13 protein-coding genes and 6 tRNA genes are annotated in these 15,730 nt (G+C 53.5%); 10 read left to right on the top strand and 9 right to left on the bottom strand.

Annotated features, from left to right (window positions below; translation table 11 throughout):
• The first annotated feature begins 127 nt into the window (after positions 1–127).
• On the top strand, positions 128–1,363 hold the full coding sequence (locus tag OGX80_RS17175; RefSeq protein ID WP_115181314.1) for an ion channel protein: 1,236 nt from the start codon (positions 128–130) through the stop codon (positions 1,361–1,363).
• 13 nt (positions 1,364–1,376) lie between these two features.
• Here the strand turns inward: OGX80_RS17175 and OGX80_RS17170 are convergent, their stop codons facing one another.
• Positions 1,377–3,032, bottom strand: coding sequence for an alpha-keto acid decarboxylase family protein (locus tag OGX80_RS17170; protein WP_104868382.1), 1,656 nt, complete (start codon positions 3,030–3,032; stop codon positions 1,377–1,379).
• Positions 3,033–3,214: 182 nt separating this feature from the next.
• Here OGX80_RS17170 and mgrA point away from each other — a divergent pair, with 182 nt between their 5' ends.
• Positions 3,215–4,213 (top strand): L-glyceraldehyde 3-phosphate reductase, encoded by a 999-nt coding sequence (gene mgrA / locus OGX80_RS17165; RefSeq protein ID WP_114848275.1) that lies wholly within the window; start codon positions 3,215–3,217, stop codon positions 4,211–4,213.
• Between the two features lie 124 nt (positions 4,214–4,337).
• Positions 4,338–4,658: a DUF2502 domain-containing protein YpeC gene (gene ypeC, locus OGX80_RS17160; protein WP_024130138.1), complete on the top strand. Its 321-nt coding sequence runs from the start codon at positions 4,338–4,340 to the stop codon at positions 4,656–4,658.
• A 100-nt stretch (positions 4,659–4,758) separates the two neighbouring features.
• Here ypeC and OGX80_RS17155 read toward each other — a convergent pair whose 3' ends face one another.
• A complete protein-coding gene (locus OGX80_RS17155) occupies positions 4,759–5,997 on the bottom strand; it encodes an Nramp family divalent metal transporter (protein ID WP_024130137.1) in 1,239 nt (412 codons plus the stop codon).
• Complete coding sequence (locus OGX80_RS22445; RefSeq protein ID WP_418222348.1) at positions 5,978–6,067, bottom strand: hypothetical protein; 90 nt, start codon at positions 6,065–6,067, stop codon at positions 5,978–5,980. The genes OGX80_RS17155 and OGX80_RS22445 overlap by 20 nt, the downstream gene beginning before the upstream one ends.
• A gap of 275 nt (positions 6,068–6,342) precedes the next feature.
• Here OGX80_RS22445 and nupC point away from each other — a divergent pair, with 275 nt between their 5' ends.
• Positions 6,343–7,530: a nucleoside permease NupC gene (nupC, locus tag OGX80_RS17150; protein ID WP_012131386.1), complete on the top strand. Its 1,188-nt coding sequence runs from the start codon at positions 6,343–6,345 to the stop codon at positions 7,528–7,530.
• An 80-nt stretch (positions 7,531–7,610) separates the two neighbouring features.
• On the opposite strand, the gene OGX80_RS17145 is transcribed toward nupC, so the two are convergent.
• From OGX80_RS17145 to OGX80_RS17135, 3 genes are all read right to left on the bottom strand, one after another.
• Positions 7,611–9,809, bottom strand: coding sequence for a bifunctional diguanylate cyclase/phosphodiesterase (locus tag OGX80_RS17145; RefSeq protein WP_112001790.1), 2,199 nt, complete (start codon positions 9,807–9,809; stop codon positions 7,611–7,613).
• A 210-nt stretch (positions 9,810–10,019) separates the two neighbouring features.
• Positions 10,020–10,095: transfer RNA gene (locus OGX80_RS17140), tRNA-Ala, on the bottom strand.
• A gap of 39 nt (positions 10,096–10,134) precedes the next feature.
• A tRNA-Ala gene (locus OGX80_RS17135) sits at positions 10,135–10,210 on the bottom strand.
• 221 nt (positions 10,211–10,431) lie between these two features.
• Between OGX80_RS17135 and OGX80_RS17130 the strand changes: the two genes are divergently transcribed.
• The gene (locus OGX80_RS17130) at positions 10,432–10,794 is read left to right on the top strand and encodes a YfeC-like transcriptional regulator (RefSeq protein WP_012131384.1); all 363 of its coding nucleotides are present in this window, start codon (positions 10,432–10,434) and stop codon (positions 10,792–10,794) included.
• Position 10,795: 1 nt separating this feature from the next.
• Complete coding sequence (locus tag OGX80_RS17125) at positions 10,796–11,185, top strand: MerR family transcriptional regulator (RefSeq protein WP_012131383.1); 390 nt, start codon at positions 10,796–10,798, stop codon at positions 11,183–11,185.
• A gap of 76 nt (positions 11,186–11,261) precedes the next feature.
• On the opposite strand, the gene gltX is transcribed toward OGX80_RS17125, so the two are convergent.
• Complete coding sequence (gltX, locus tag OGX80_RS17120) at positions 11,262–12,677, bottom strand: glutamate--tRNA ligase (RefSeq protein ID WP_047462188.1); 1,416 nt, start codon at positions 12,675–12,677, stop codon at positions 11,262–11,264.
• Between the two features lie 259 nt (positions 12,678–12,936).
• Here gltX and OGX80_RS17115 point away from each other — a divergent pair.
• The 4 genes from OGX80_RS17115 to OGX80_RS17100 all read left to right on the top strand — a co-directional run bounded on the left by OGX80_RS17115 (position 12,937) and on the right by OGX80_RS17100 (position 13,334).
• Positions 12,937–13,012 (top strand) — tRNA-Val (locus OGX80_RS17115).
• A gap of 44 nt (positions 13,013–13,056) precedes the next feature.
• Positions 13,057–13,132 (top strand) — tRNA-Val (locus OGX80_RS17110).
• Positions 13,133–13,178: 46 nt separating this feature from the next.
• Positions 13,179–13,254 (top strand) — tRNA-Val (locus tag OGX80_RS17105).
• A 4-nt stretch (positions 13,255–13,258) separates the two neighbouring features.
• Positions 13,259–13,334 (top strand) — tRNA-Lys (locus OGX80_RS17100).
• Positions 13,335–13,462: 128 nt separating this feature from the next.
• Here the strand turns inward: OGX80_RS17100 and OGX80_RS17095 are convergent.
• Both OGX80_RS17095 and OGX80_RS17090 read right to left on the bottom strand, forming a co-directional pair.
• Positions 13,463–14,347 (bottom strand): LysR family transcriptional regulator, encoded by an 885-nt coding sequence (locus tag OGX80_RS17095; protein ID WP_012131381.1) that lies wholly within the window; start codon positions 14,345–14,347, stop codon positions 13,463–13,465.
• 97 nt (positions 14,348–14,444) lie between these two features.
• Positions 14,445–15,701 (bottom strand): nucleoside permease, encoded by a 1,257-nt coding sequence (locus tag OGX80_RS17090; RefSeq protein WP_115181313.1) that lies wholly within the window; start codon positions 15,699–15,701, stop codon positions 14,445–14,447.
• Between the last annotated feature and the right edge of the window lie 29 nt (positions 15,702–15,730).

The raw sequence follows: 15,730 nt of genomic DNA, 5'->3' as shown, positions 1-15,730 counted from the left end.
GAGGCGAGCTCCCCAAAAATATCGATCTGCATCACATAATTACTTTATCGTTTCAGCACCATTTGCAGCGATGCCATCGGGCAGGCTGTGCAAACTAAGCATATGACTCAGTATTAAGGAATAGATCATGCTCCATCCGCGAGCCAGAACGATGCTGTTATTATCGCTTCCCGCACTCATTATTGGCATTGCCTCCAGTCTGGTATTGATCGCCGTGATGAAAGTCGCCTCCGTTTTACAGCGCCTGCTGTGGGAGCAAATCCCCATCGGCCTGGGCATTGCCCATGATTCCCCCGTCTGGATTATCGGCATGCTCACGTTTACCGGGATCATGGTCGGGCTTGTCATCCGCTACAGCCCTGGGCATGCGGGCCCGGACCCGGCGACCGAACCGCTGATCGGCGCACCGATGAGCCCTGTCGCGCTTCCGGGCCTGCTGATCGCGCTCATTCTCGGCCTGGCAGGTGGAGTAAGCCTGGGGCCGGAGCATCCCATTATGGCGGTGAATATCGCGCTGGCCGTCGCTATCGGCGCGCGCCTTTTCCCACGCATAGGGGCGCTGGACTGGACGATCCTGGCTTCCGCAGGCACTATCGGCGCGCTGTTCGGCACCCCTGTCGCCGCCGCGCTGATTTTCTCGCAAACCCTGAACAGCTCTGACGATACGCCCTTGTGGGATCGTCTGTTCGCTCCGCTGATGGCGGCAGCCGCGGGATCGTTAACCACCAGCCTGTTCTTCCATCCGCACTTCTCCTTGCCGATTGCGCACTACACGCAAATGCGGCTGAGCGATATTTTCAGCGGCGCAGTGGTGGCAGCCATTGCGATTGCGGCGGGTATGGTGGCGGTATGGTGTTTACCACGTCTGCATACGTTGGTGCATCGTCTGAAAAATCCGGTACTTATTCTCGGTATCGGCGGTTTTATGTTGGGAATTCTGGGCGTATTGGGCGGGCCGCTGACCCTCTTTAAAGGGCTGGACGAGATGCAGCAGTTGGCGTTCAGCCAGACGCTGGGCGCCACGGACTACTTTATGCTGGCGATCGTTAAGCTGGGCGCGCTGGTTATCGCCGCCGCCTGCGGTTTCCGGGGCGGGCGTATCTTCCCGGCGGTCTTTGTGGGCGTGGCGCTGGGTCTGATGCTGCACGCGCATGTTGAAGCGGTTCCGGCGGCAATTACCGTCTCATGCGCGATTCTGGGGATGATGCTGGTCGTAACCCGTGACGGCTGGCTGAGTCTGTTTATGGCCGCAGTCGTCGTACCGGACACCACCCTGCTTCCGCTGTTGTGCATCGTTATGCTTCCCGCCTGGCTCCTGCTGGCAGGCAAACCGATGATGGCCGTCAACCGCCACGACAGATAACCGGCCACCGCGTTTACTCCCCGTTGCGCGATTCCAGCGCGCGGGTGACGGTACGCAGCAATTCCGGCAAATCGGCTTTCGGCAGCACGACCTCAATCAGCGAAAGCCGCTGCGGGGATTTCAGGCGCGCCAGCACTTCCTCCAGCTGGATAGCCTGCGTTACCCGCCAGCACTCCGCCTGACAGTTCGCACTGAGCGCCTGCGGAACCTGTGTCCAGTTCCATCCGGCGATATCGTTATAACGCTGGTTCGCCCCATGAATGGCGCGCTCCACGGTATAGCCATCGTTATTGAGCAGCAGAATGACCGGCGACTGTCCATCCCGCATCATCGACCCCAGTTCCTGAATCGTCAGCTGCGCCGCGCCGTCTCCGGTAATCAGAATCACTCGCCGTTCCGGGCAGGCGGTTTGCGCGCCAAAGGCGGCGGGCAAAGCATAGCCGATTGATCCCCAAAGCGGTTGCACCAGCACATCCGCGCCAGCAGGCAGTGAAAGATCCGCCGCGCCAAACGCGGCGGTTCCCTGATCGGCAAGGATAATATCGCCCGGCAGCAGGTACGCCTGTACCGTATGCCAGAAGTTTTCTTGCGTCAGCGCCCCTTTCTCAATATGGCCGCCGGGCGCATGCGCCGGGGTCGGAGGAGGCGAAAATGAAAGTTCCAGACATAACTCGCGCAACGTAGTGACCGCCTGCTCCATCGACAGACCGCTGAACCAGCTATTCCCGACGCGCGAAGCATGCGGCTGGATTTCAATTGTGCGTTCCTGCGGCAGTTGCTGTGTGAAGCCCGCCGTCAGCGTATCAACAAACCGGGTGCCAACGCAGATAACGGTATCAGCCTCTTCAATCGCCTGACGCACCGATTCACTGCTGGCTCCGGCGCTGTATGTACCGACAAAATTCGGGTGCTGCTCATCAAACAGCCCTTTGCCCATGAGCAGCGTCGCGTGCGCTATTGGCGTCTCCGCCATCCAGCGTTGTAAAACCGGCTGCAAGCCGAAACGCAGGGCGAGAAAGTCTGCCAGCAGCGCCACACGCGGGCTGTTCATCAGCCGCTGGCGCGCGCGATAGCGAAACGCCGCCACCGTGTCATTTTCCCCTTCGGCACGGTCAGGTGTGAGAACGTTTACAGGAGGGACAGCAGATCGTTTTGCCACATCCGCCGGTAACATCAGATAGCCGGGTCTGCGCATCGTCAGCATTTCGCGTAATACGCGGTCGATTTCATAACAGGCGTTCTGTTCATTCAACACGGCGCTGGCGGCCGTTACAGCCTGGCTTATACGGTAAAAATGCTGGAAGTCGCCATCGCCTAGGGTGTGATGCATCAGTTCGCCCCGTCGCTGTGCGCCGCTGCATGGCGCGCCGACAATATGCAGCACGGGAACGTACTCTGCGTAGCTTCCCGCCAGGCCATTAAGCGCGCTTAACTCCCCTACGCCGAAAGTGGTCAACAACGCCCCAGCCCCGGCTAACCGGGCGTAGCCATCAGCCGCATAGGCGGCATTCAGCTCATTCGCGCACCCTACCCAGCATACGTCACGATGCGCAATCACATGGTCAAGAAACTGCAAATTATAATCGCCCGGCACACCAAAAAGATGCCCGATACCGCAGCCTGCCAGTCTGTCCAGCAGGTAATCCGCAACGGAGTATGGGGTTTGCATGACAGCTATCCTTCTGACGGTAACCTCATGTTGAGTATTAAAGAACTGTGATAGCTGTCCAGAAAAGCCGCTGCAAAAGGGGTGGAAAGCAGGATTTACAGTTTTTCACGGTGTAATCTCATTGAATAACAATCCGTGTAAACGTATACACTGAAAACTCACGTCATTCAGAGGGCAACAACATGGTTTATCGGGCCGATGAAAATCGCTACCAGACAATGGAGTATCGCCGCTGCGGTCAGAGCGGTTTAAAGCTCCCCGCCATTTCACTTGGGCTATGGCACAATTTCGGTGATACCACTCAGGTAGAGAACAGCCGGGCGCTGCTACAGCGTGCTTTTGATCTGGGAATTACCCATTTTGATCTCGCGAATAATTACGGCCCGCCGCCAGGCTCAGCAGAGCGCCATTTTGGCCGTATCCTACAGGAAGATTTTTTACCGTGGCGCGATGAACTGATCATTTCCACTAAAGCGGGTTATACCATGTGGGATGGCCCTTACGGTGACTGGGGTTCGCGCAAGTATTTGATAGCCAGCCTCGATCAAAGCCTGAAACGTCTGGGGCTGGAGTATGTCGATATCTTCTATCACCACCGCCCTGACCCGGAAACGCCGCTCAAAGAGACGATGAAAGCGCTGGATCATATTGTTCGTCAGGGAAAAGCGCTGTACGTCGGGATTTCCAACTATCCGGCGGATCTGGCCAGACAGGCCATTGAGATCCTGGACGACCTGGGCACGCCGTGCCTGATTCACCAGCCCAAATACTCGATGTTCGAGCGCTGGGTCGAAGACGGCTTGCTGGCATTATTGCAGGAGAAAGGCGTTGGCAGTATCGCCTTTTCACCGCTGGCGGGCGGGCAATTAACCGATCGTTATCTCAACGGCATTCCGGCTGATTCCCGGGCCGCCAGCGGAAGCCGCTTCCTTAACCCGGATCAGATTACCCCGGAGAAACTGGAAAAAGTGCGCCAGTTAAATGCGCTGGCCGGACGTCGGGGGCAAAAACTGTCCCAGATGGCGCTGGCCTGGGTGCTGCGCGACGACAAAGTGACGTCAGTGCTGATTGGCGCCAGCAAGACCGCGCAAATTGAAGATGCCGTGGGGATGCTGGCGAATCGTCATTTTTCTCCCGCCGAATGCGCAGAAATCAACGCAATCCTGAACGGCGGCCAATAATCACTTTTTAGCAAAAAGTGCTCTCACTCATGATTTAAGAGTTAAGGCGATGAAACGGGGCTTTACCGCCCCGTAATATTGCGTTAACAGGCCGATTACGGCTCGATCGTGAAGGAGAAAAAGAATGTTCAGGTCACTGATTCTGGCGGCAGCCTTATTGGCTTTTACACCGCTTGCCGCGAACGCTGGCGAAATCACCCTGTTGCCATCGATAAAATTACAAATTGGCGATCGCGATAATTACGGTAACTACTGGGACGGCAGATACTGGCGCGACCGGGATTACTGGCACCACCATTATGAATGGCGTAAAAATCGCTGGTGGCGACACGATAATGGCTATCATCGCGGCTGGGATAAGCGCAAAGCCTATGAACGCGGCTACCGCGAAGGCTGGCGCGATCGCGACCACCACCCTGGCCGGGGTCACGGACACCGTCATTAAAAATAGCCCCGTTCAAACGGGGCTATTTTCGAATTGTGTTTTTATCAGCAATACCGATTCAACCATTTCTCTTAACTTCCCTGGCTATACGGTCTTTAAATCACAACCCCAGCGCGGTTCCTACCAGCAACCAGATATTCAGCGCCACCACCAGCACCACAATCATCCAGCCGATGTACTTGACCCATTGGGTATTCACCAGATCGCCCATCAATGTGCGATCGCTGGTAAAAATCAATAACGGCACCAGCGCCAGCGCAATGCCGAAACTCAGCAGGACCTGGCTCATCACCAGGATTCGGGTTGGATCGAGCCCCATAAGAATAACGATAAACGACGGCATCATCGTGATGGTGCGGCGTACCCACAGCGGAATATGAAAGCGAACAAATCCCTGCATCACAACCTGCCCCGCCAGCGTACCGACCACGGTGGAAGAGAGCCCCGCCGCAACCAGGCTCAGGCCGAACACCGTCGCCGCAGCGTGGCTAAGCAGCGGTTCCAGCGTCAGATACGCCTGATCAAGATCGGCAATACCGGTATGCCCGCTAAAATGGAACGCGGCGGCAGCGGTCGCCATCATCGCCAGGTTCACGAACCCTGCAATCGTCATCGCTATCGCCACATCCCATTTGGTGGCGGCATAGCGCTGCTGCCGGGAGCCGCCGTGCAGATGCTGCGTTAAAGAAGAGTGCAGATAGATAACGTGGGGCATGATGGTCGCGCCCAGCACCCCGGCGGCCAGAAATACCGCCTCAGAGTTCGGCAGGCTGGGGATGATCATCCCTTTGCTCAGCTGCGCCAGGCTTGGCTGCGAAAAAATCAGTTCCACAATATAGGCTGCGGCCACAAACAGCAGTAATCCGCCAATCACTTTTTCCAGCGGTTTTTGCCCACGACGCTGCAACATCAGAATCAGGAATGTGGCGATACCCGTCAGCACCGCCCCCTGCAACAGGGAGATACCGAGAATGAGCTTAAAGCCGATCGCTGCCCCGATAAATTCCGCTAAGTCGGTGGCCATCGCGATGATTTCCGCCTGAACCCAATAGAACCAGACGACAGGGCGCGGGTAATGATCGCGAATTTGCTCCGCCAGGTTTTTGCTTGTCGCAATCCCCAGTTTGGCCGACAGAACCTGGATGAGCATCGCCATCAGGTTCGCCCAGACAACCACCCACAGCAATTTATAGCCAAAGCTGGCTCCGGCCTGAATATTGGTCGCAAAGTTACCGGGATCGATGTATCCGATCGCGGCGATGAACGCCGGGCCCATCAATGCGAGCCTTAACTTGCGCGCCGCTCGTCCACTACTGCTTTCAACGCGATCGTTTGTCATCTTTTGCCTCAGAAACATAGCCTTTGCTATGTTTTATGCTATGTTTATTGAGAATGATTATCAAGTGCATTTTAATGGGTAACGTTGATATCTCTGATAGCGCCAGGCTATGGGCCAGCAAGGGAGGGTCGAAAAACAAAACCAGGTTGTTTGTTAATTGTATGAGATTAGCACAATGACATAACTTTTCACTTCCATACTAAACATAACAGAAACGTATTCCAGATCACTAATTTTGAATCTCATCACAGCTCCTTATTATAGTGTGTGTTTGATCTCGTTTTCTTTATTGTTGTTGCATAGAATGTGCACGGAAATTAAACCTGCCTCATATTTGGAGCAAATATGGACCGCGTCCTTCATTTTGTCCTGGCCCTCGCTGTTGTTGCGGTACTCGCACTGCTGGTAAGCCATGACCGTAAAAAAATTCGCATTCGTTACGTCATTCAGCTGCTTGTTATCGAAGTTTTACTGGCCTGGTTCTTCCTGAACTCAAACGTTGGCCTGGGCTTCGTGAAAGGTTTCTCCGAGATGTTTGAAAAACTGCTCGGTTTTGCCAACGAAGGGACCAACTTCGTTTTCGGCAGCATGAACGATCAGGGCCTGGCCTTCTTCTTCCTGAAAGTCCTTTGCCCCATCGTCTTTATTTCCGCGCTGATCGGTATTCTTCAGCACATCCGCGTTCTGCCGGTTGTGATTCGCGCGATTGGTTTCCTCTTATCCAAAGTCAACGGGATGGGTAAACTGGAATCATTTAACGCCGTCAGCTCCCTGATTCTGGGCCAGTCTGAGAACTTTATCGCGTATAAAGACATCCTCGGCAAAATGTCCCGCAATCGTATGTACACGATGGCGGCAACGGCAATGTCTACCGTATCCATGTCTATCGTGGGCGCGTACATGACCATGCTGGAGCCGAAATATGTCGTTGCGGCGCTGGTTCTGAACATGTTCAGCACCTTTATCGTTCTGTCAGTGATCAACCCGTATCGCGTCGAAGCCAGCGAAGAAAATATTCAGATGTCTAACCTGCACGAAGGTCAGAGCTTCTTCGAAATGCTGGGCGAATACATTCTGGCAGGCTTTAAGGTCGCGATTATCGTTGCGGCGATGCTGATTGGCTTTATCGCCCTGATCGCGGCGCTGAACGCCCTGTTCGCGGCCGTTCTGGGCATCTCCTTCCAGGGCATTCTGGGTTACATCTTCTACCCGGTGGCCTGGGTCATGGGGGTTCCGGCGAATGAAGCGCTTCAGGTAGGCAGTATCATGGCGACCAAACTGGTATCTAACGAATTCGTCGCCATGATGGATCTACAGAAAATCGCCTCTACGCTCTCTCCGCGCGCGGAAGGCATCATCTCTGTATTCCTGGTCTCCTTCGCTAACTTCTCTTCCATCGGGATTATCGCAGGCGCGATTAAAGGTCTGAACGAAGAGCAAGGCAACGTGGTTTCACGTTTTGGTCTGAAACTGGTGTACGGCTCAACGCTGGTGAGCGTACTGTCTGCGTCTATCGCAGCGCTGGTGCTGTAATTACGGTATCACCAGGCGGCGGCGCAAACGCCTTCATCTGGCCTTACGACGCGCAACCGGGGACATGTTCCCCGGTTTTTTTATAGCTGTGGCGCTTCCAGCGGGCGCGGTCGCCCAATCAGATAACCTTGCAGATAGTTCACGCCCAGGCTTAAGAGTAATTCCCGCTGCTCCGGCGTCTCGACAAATTCGGCAACCACGCATAAGGATTTCGCTTTCGCGAGATCGGTAATTGATTTCACGATCATCGCATCCAGAGAGTCCGTCATAATGTCTTTTATGAAGCAACCATCAATCTTGATGATGTCTGCCCGCAGGCGTTTAAGACGTTCATAGTTCGCGTATCCCGTACCAAAATCATCAATGGCTATCCTGAAACCGAAATTCCGCAGTTGCGCAATATTCTGCGTGCTGATTTCAGAATTGGAAAACGCCTGCTCTTCGGTGATTTCGATGATCACGCTTTCAGGCGTAATACCATAACGCCTGAACAGGCCGATAATGCGTGATGCGCTCTCTTTATTCAGTAACGTCAACGGCATTAAATTGACCGAGAAACGGGCGCCCGGCGCTGTCGTCGGATGGGTGGCTATCCATCGCAGCAGGGCTTCCACAACCTGTAAATCAAAGCGGGCGCTGAGGTTAAATTGGGCAATCAGTGGAATAAACTGATCCGGCGTCATAATGCCGTCATCACTTTTCAGTCGCGCCAGAACCTCCGCATACCCTTTCCCCTGCGCGTTGAGAATCGGTTGCGCGTACAAAACCAGATCGCCGTTTTCCAGCGCCTTGCGAACCTTTTGCAGCAGTAATACCCGTTCCGTCGTCTGATCGGAGACCGCCTCAAGACTTTGGGTCAGCGCCATAACCCGGTGGTTCGCGCAGGATTGCTCCGACAACCAGCTAAGCTGCCCCAGCAGGGGTTGCAGCGTCTCCTGTCTGCCGTCGTAAGCGCCCCACGCGGCGCCGTATTCCATGTCCAGCCCGGTATTGTTCCAGTAAATTTTGCGACTATTGAGGAGATTAACCATATGTTGCAGGCGGGCTTCCGTCTCAGGGCCGCGAAGCACTAACAACAATTCGCTGCCTGGCACCTGAAATACGCTCTCGTTTTCTTGCAGGAACGGTTGCAGCATTCGACACACCGAGCGTTTGCAATGAACGCGCATCAGCATGCCGTAATGTCGACTCAAAAATTCCAGGTTTTCCATCCGCAGGCAGCACACCGTTTGTCCTGTTCCCTGCAACAAAAATTGCTCCAGCGCGCGAATGTTAGGAAGGCGCGTCAACGGATCGGTTAACGCCTGACCATGCCACTGTCGGTTCAACCATTCGCTGCGTTGATAAATACACACCATATACAGCAAGCAAATACTAAAGGAGATGAGAACAGAGAGGATAAAGGCCAGTGAATATTCAGAGCCGACGCCCTGCAAGAAATTCCGGTTATACACCAGCAGGCACAGCGCAGAGATGGCCCAGCTGAGGTTCAGCAGCGGATAACTCAGCTTGCCCACGCCGAGCGTAAAAACAATAAAAAAGACGGGCACCAGATAACCGGCAATATAGTCGGCATCAAAAGGCGCGCACATCAGAACGATCAGCGCCACGACGACGGAGATCCAGGTCAGGGTAAACAGACGCTTCTCTTTGACCAGATACGGCGCAATGTCCCTGCGCCAGAAAATGCGGCAATAGCGCGGGTTGATTATCATCCGCAAAGGATAATAAAAGAGCATAGTGAAAATCAGGACCGCTGAAATCAGGCTCAGAATATCCACGATGGTATAAATAATGGTTGCTGTACCAAAGAATGTTGATATCGCAACAGGGTAGTCCAGACAATGCCCCGCGAGATACATGCTGGCTTTGATGCCCGCCGGCGCGACAAACCCGAGCCAGAAGATACGCAACCAGATATTCCTGTCAGGCAATCCATGACGCCAGCGCGCCCCCACTTGCCAGCGGACAATCCCGCAAATGCCCAATACGGAAAAGGTCTGACAAAATAACAGCACCGCTGCCTGCATTAACGGGAGATGAAGGTTCCAGTGATTGGTCGCCATCATCGCTAAAATGATAGGGACAATACCGCGTCGGCCAAATAAGAACAGCACGGAAAACATGACGCATAGCGGCAGCCAGGCCAGGAAAATAGAGCTGTCATCGACAACGGCGAGCGGAGAAATAGAGCGGGAGAACTGTATGCCGACAATGGATAACGTCAAAGAAACGATAAATATTCTTATATTTTTTAGTAAGTTATGCTTATCCTGCATAGATTCCCTGTTCTCATCAGTCACGCTATAAGGCACACAAATAATAAGTTTATTCGTGACGCGAAGCAAACCTGCACAGGCCTGATATCAGGCGCTCTTACACGTTCTTTCATTTGATACAAAGGTATTGACGCTTACTGAAACTGTATTACAAAAATGGCGGGAACGCAGATACAAAAAACCCCCGCTTTTCAGCGAGGGTTCAAATTTTGGTGGAGCTAAGCGGGATCGAACCGCTGACCTCTTGCATGCCATGCAAGCGCTCTCCCAGCTGAGCTATAGCCCCACGATGCTTTTACGTACCAGATTTGTTGGGATTCAAATTTGGTGGAGCTAAGCGGGATCGAACCGCTGACCTCTTGCATGCCATGCAAGCGCTCTCCCAGCTGAGCTATAGCCCCGTCACGTAAAGCTTGTCGAGTTGACGGGCGGCATCATATGAATTCCCTTCGCATGTGTCAACGGCAAAATGCCACCGGCAAATTCAATCGCTGAAAAAGCAGGCAAATGAAGAACATTGCGTAACAACTCGCATTTAGTAGTTAAACGCGTCACGGTTTCAACTAAAATGATGCTATAAAGTGAACCGCTAATTAACCATACGACTATTCAGGGAATCGTTATGTTCAAGGAACGGATGACGCCAGAAGAACTCGCTAATCTGACCGGTTACAGCCGACAAACCATCAATAAATGGGTGCGCAAGGAAGGCTGGACGACGTCGCCCAAACCAGGCGTACAGGGAGGAAAAGCCCGGCTGGTACACGTTAATGAGCAGGTTCGCGAATATATCCGCAGCGCCGAGCGTTCTGCGGAGGGAGCATCGGAATCCTTTTCGTTAACCAGCGATACCTCTCTTGAATCGCTGCTGGTCACGCTGGCCAAAGAGATGACGCCATCTGAACAGAAGCACTTTACGTCTTTGCTTTTGCGTGAAGGGATTACCGGTTTGTTACAACGCTTAGGGATTCGCGATAGCAAATAATATGAAAAAATTACGCAGCAAAATGACGACCGAAGAGTTGGCGGAGTGCCTTGGCGTCGCCAGACAAACCGTTAATCGGTGGATCAGAGAACAAGGATGGGAAACTGAAAAGTTTCCGGGCGTAAAAGGCGGTCGGGCAAGGCTCATTCACATTGATGCTCGCGTACAGGAATTTATTCTTAACATCCCTGCCTTCCGCAACCATTCTGCGTTTTATCAGGCGGAGGAGCCGCTTGCCGAATACAGCCACGTTGTGCGCAGCCACGCCTATCGCCAGATTATTGATGCCGTGGAAAACATGTCGTCCAAAGAGCAGGAAAAGCTGGCGCAGTTTCTGTCGCGAGAAGGCATACGCGGTTTTCTCGCCCGTTTGGGCCTTGATGAATCGTAGACCCAATAAGCGCAGCGCCATCGGGCAACAGGCCGGATGGCGGCGCAACCCCCATCCGGCCTACGGTTAATACACCTTACTGCTGATTTTCACGTTCCGCGATAAAAGCCAGCGCTTTATTGATGCGCTCAATGCTGCGGGATTTACCAATCGCATGCACCGTGACGTCCAGCGCCGGAGACTGGCCTGCGCCAGTGACGGCAACGCGCAGCGGCATACCGACTTTACCCATCCCCACTTCCAGCTCATCGGCTGTCGCCTGAATTGCATGGTGTACGTTTTCTGCACTCCACTCTGTGATGGCCGCCAGCTTATCACGCACCACTTCCAGCGGCTGACGCGCGACCGGGCGCAGGTGTTTTTTCGCCGCATCTGCGTCGAACTCAGCAAAGTCCTCATAGAAATAGCGGCAGCTTTGCGCCATCTCTTTCAGTGTTTTGCAGCGTTCGCCCAGCAGTTTCACCAGTTCAGCCAGCTGCGGGCCGTTACGGGTATCGATATTCTCCTGCTCAATGTGCCATTGCAGGTGCGTTGCCACATATTCCGGCGCCAGAGAATTGATGTAGTGATGGTTCAGCCACAGCAGTTTGTCAGTGTTGAACGCACTGGCGGATTTGCTCACGGCATTCAACGAGAACAGCTTGATCATCTCTTCACGGGTGAAGATCTCCTGATCGCCGCTGGACCAGCCCAGACGCACCAGGTAGTTCAGCAGCGCTTCCGGCAGGTAGCCGTCGTCACGATACTGCATCACGCTGACCGCGCCATGACGCTTGGACAGTTTTTTTCCGTCGTCGCCGTTGATCATGGAAACGTGCGCGTACACCGGAACCGGCGCGTTCAGCGCTTTCAGGATGTTAATCTGGCGCGGCGTGTTGTTGATATGGTCTTCGCCACGAATCACATGGGTGATTTCCATATCCCAGTCATCCACAACCACGCAGAAGTTATAGGTCGGGGAACCGTCGGTACGACGAATGATCAGATCGTCCAGCTCCTGGTTGCTGAATTCGATCGGCCCACGGATCTGGTCGTCAAAAATAACGGAGCCGTCCTGCGGGTTGGCAAAACGCACAACGCAAGGCTCATCGTCAGAATGATGTTCGTGACCATGACGGCAGCGGCCGTCGTAACGCGGCTTCTCGCCTTTCGCCATTTGTTCTTCGCGCAGCGCTTCCAGACGCTCTTTGGAGCAGTAGCATTTATATGCCGTACCCGCTTCCAGCATCTCATCAATCACTGCGTTGTAACGATCAAAACGTTTGGTCTGGAAATACGGGCCTTCATCCCATTCCAGGCTCAGCCAGTTCATACCATCCATAATGGCTTCAATAGCTTCCGGCGTGGAGCGTTCGAGATCGGTGTCTTCAATACGCAGCACAAACTCACCGCCGTGGTTACGTGCAAAAAGCCAGGAGTAAAGAGCAGTACGCGCGCCGCCGACGTGCAGATAGCCTGTCGGGCTTGGCGCGAAGCGAGTTTTGATTTTCATGAAATGGCCTTACGTTTATTAAAGATGCCGACAACCGGCAAATCCGGGAAAGATTATCAGGCTGGTATTCTATCACCGTGGTCTGATTCCTCAATGTTGTTCGGGTTGGAACATCACGCTTTGCGATTTTCGTATACAAATCATGCTGAACGGAGTAATTCGCGATCGTTTTGTTTAAATTTACGACGAACGGACAATTTCTTTAGAAAATGCGTTGACTCATTTTCAACTCTCCCTATAATGCGACTCCACACAGCGGGGGTGATTAGCTCAGCTGGGAGAGCACCTCCCTTACAAGGAGGGGGTCGGCGGTTCGATCCCGTCATCACCCACCAACTACTTTATGTAGTCTCCGCCGTGTAGCAAGAAATTGAGAAGTGGGTGATTAGCTCAGCTGGGAGAGCACCTCCCTTACAAGGAGGGGGTCGGCGGTTCGATCCCGTCATCACCCACCACTTTCTCGCCAGCTGGATTTCTTGCAGTAAAATGAAGTACCGAAGTGGGTGATTAGCTCAGCTGGGAGAGCACCTCCCTTACAAGGAGGGGGTCGGCGGTTCGATCCCGTCATCACCCACCACTTCGGGTCGTTAGCTCAGTTGGTAGAGCAGTTGACTTTTAATCAATTGGTCGCAGGTTCGAATCCTGCACGACCCACCAATGTAAAAAGGCGCCCTAAAGGCGCCTTTTTGCTATGCGCAATATTTATATGCCTGATGACGCTTCGCTTATCAGGCCTACGGGTCTTGTAGGCCGGATAAGGCGCTTGCGCCGCCATCCGGCAATGCTCAACGAATCAGCGCATCAATCAACTTCGTTAATGCCGGTGTTGCCTGCTGCGGCTCGTAAACAATATACAAATCTGCCGGAATACGTTCTTCCAGAGGGCGAAACACCACGCCCGGCCAGTTCATCTGCGCATAACTGTCTGCGATTAACGTAATACCAATCCCCATGCTGATCATCGCCAGCACCGTTTGCGGCTCCATAACTTCACGCACTATCATCGGCGTAAATCCGGCCTTCTGACAAACACGTTGCAAAAATGCCCAATCGGTATGAATCGAAGGCATGGTAACGAAATATTCGTTGCGTAACGCATCAAGAGGGATCGCCGGGCAGCAAGCCAGAGGGTGATCTTCCGGCATCGCCACCAGAAATGCGGATTCATGTAAGCGCAGACTGGTAAATCCCTCCGTCGGTTCGATCGCCATCCGCCAGATGCCAGCATCCAGCTCGCGTCGCTCCAGTAACGCCATCTGCATCGCAGGCATTTTTTCGCGAAATAACACCTCGACATTGGGGTTCTCTTTCAAAAAACGGCGCATCACAGGACGCATTTTCCCCCACATCGCCGTGCCCACAACGCCCAGTTCAATGCGCCCTGCTTCACCGCGTCCGATCTGTTCCACGCGCGCAAATGCCTGATTCGCGCTGAACAACAAACGCCGCGACTCTTCCATGAGAATTTTCCCCGCATGCGTTAACGCCACGCTGCGGGAATGGCGAACAAACAACGGCGTGCCAAGCTGATTTTCCAGCTCTTTGACATGAATACTCAGAGGAGGCTGAGACATATTCAGACGCGCCGCCGCCCGGCCAAAATGCAGCTCCTCAGCAACAGCGAGAAAATAGCGCAATAATTTAAGGTCTATACGATGTACGCGTTCCATGATTATTGCGCTCCACAGATAAGGAATAATGCGCAACGTTAGCACATTTGTCTCAGGGACGTTGAAACGGCGGGCAGGCACCCCGCCGTTTCAGCCGTTAGTGCGCCAGTGGTTTCGCCAGCCATTTTTCTGGCTCGTGTTCATATTTGAAAAACAGCGCAAAAATCACTGCCAGCGCCAGCGCATAAGCGGCGAATACCAGCCAGATGGTCTGCCAGTCTTTCACGCCTTCCACCGAGAAGTAGTCCACGGCGATACCACTCAAAATTGACCCGACCCAGGCGCCTACGCCATTGACCATAGTCATAAACAGCCCCTGCGCACTGGCGCGGATCGTCGAACTGACTTCCTGCTCAACAAATACCGATCCTGAAATATTGAAAAAGTCGAAAGCGCAACCGTAAACAATCATCGACATCAGCAGCAGCACAACGCCAAACGGGGATGGATCGCCAAACGCAAAAAAGCCAAAGCGCAGCGTCCATGCCAGCATACTCATCAGCATCACGGTTTTAATGCCAAAGCGTTTCAGAAAGAACGGGATAGTCAGAATGAAACCCACCTCAGCCATTTGGGAAACAGACAGCAGGATGGAGGGATATTTCACCACAACGCTGTCAGCAAACGCCGGATTGCGGGCAAAATCGTGCAGGAAGGGATTACCGAAAACATTCGTAATTTGCAGCACAGCCCCTAACATCATCGCAAACAAAAAGAAAATCGCCATTCGCGGATTTTTGAATAAGACAAACGCATCCAGCCCCAGTTTGCTGGCAAGCGTGGCGGACGTATTCTTCTTCGCCACCGGAATTTTCGGTAGCGTAAAGGCATACAGCGCCAGTAACAGCGAAGCGCCAGCGGCAATGTACAGCTGCGCGCTGCTTAGCTCCAGCCCCATCAGGCTGACCGTCCACATAGCGATAATAAAGCCCACGGTGCCAAAGACGCGAACGGGCGGGAATGCAGTAACCGGGTCCTGGCCGGACTGCGCCAGGCAGGCGTAAGAAACGCTGTTGGATAAGGCAATAGTCGGCATATAGGCCATTGCATTAATTAACATTATCCAGAACATCGCATCCGGGTCGGTCACGGTCGTGGCATACAACAACGCGCCGGCGCACACCAGATGGCAGAGCATATATGCACGCTCGGCACGCAGCCATTTATCGGCGACGATCCCCATAATGCCCGGCATAATAATCGCCGCCAGCCCTTTTGAGCTGTAGATCATTCCAACGTTAGCGCCAGTAAAATGTAAGGTGTTAATCATGTAAGAACCCAGGGTCACCAGCCAGCTTCCCCAGATAAAATATTGTAAAAACGACATGACTTTTAAGCGGGACGTAATACCCATTTTTTTCGTTCCTTGCCGTAAAGTACGGC

Origin of the sequence: Citrobacter sp. CK194 (genome assembly GCF_030333395.1) — a bacterium.
Lineage (GTDB): Bacteria > Pseudomonadota > Gammaproteobacteria > Enterobacterales > Enterobacteriaceae > Citrobacter_B > Citrobacter_B koseri.
Note: the sequence above shows the minus strand (reverse complement) of the source record. Positions and strands in the feature narration are given on the sequence as shown.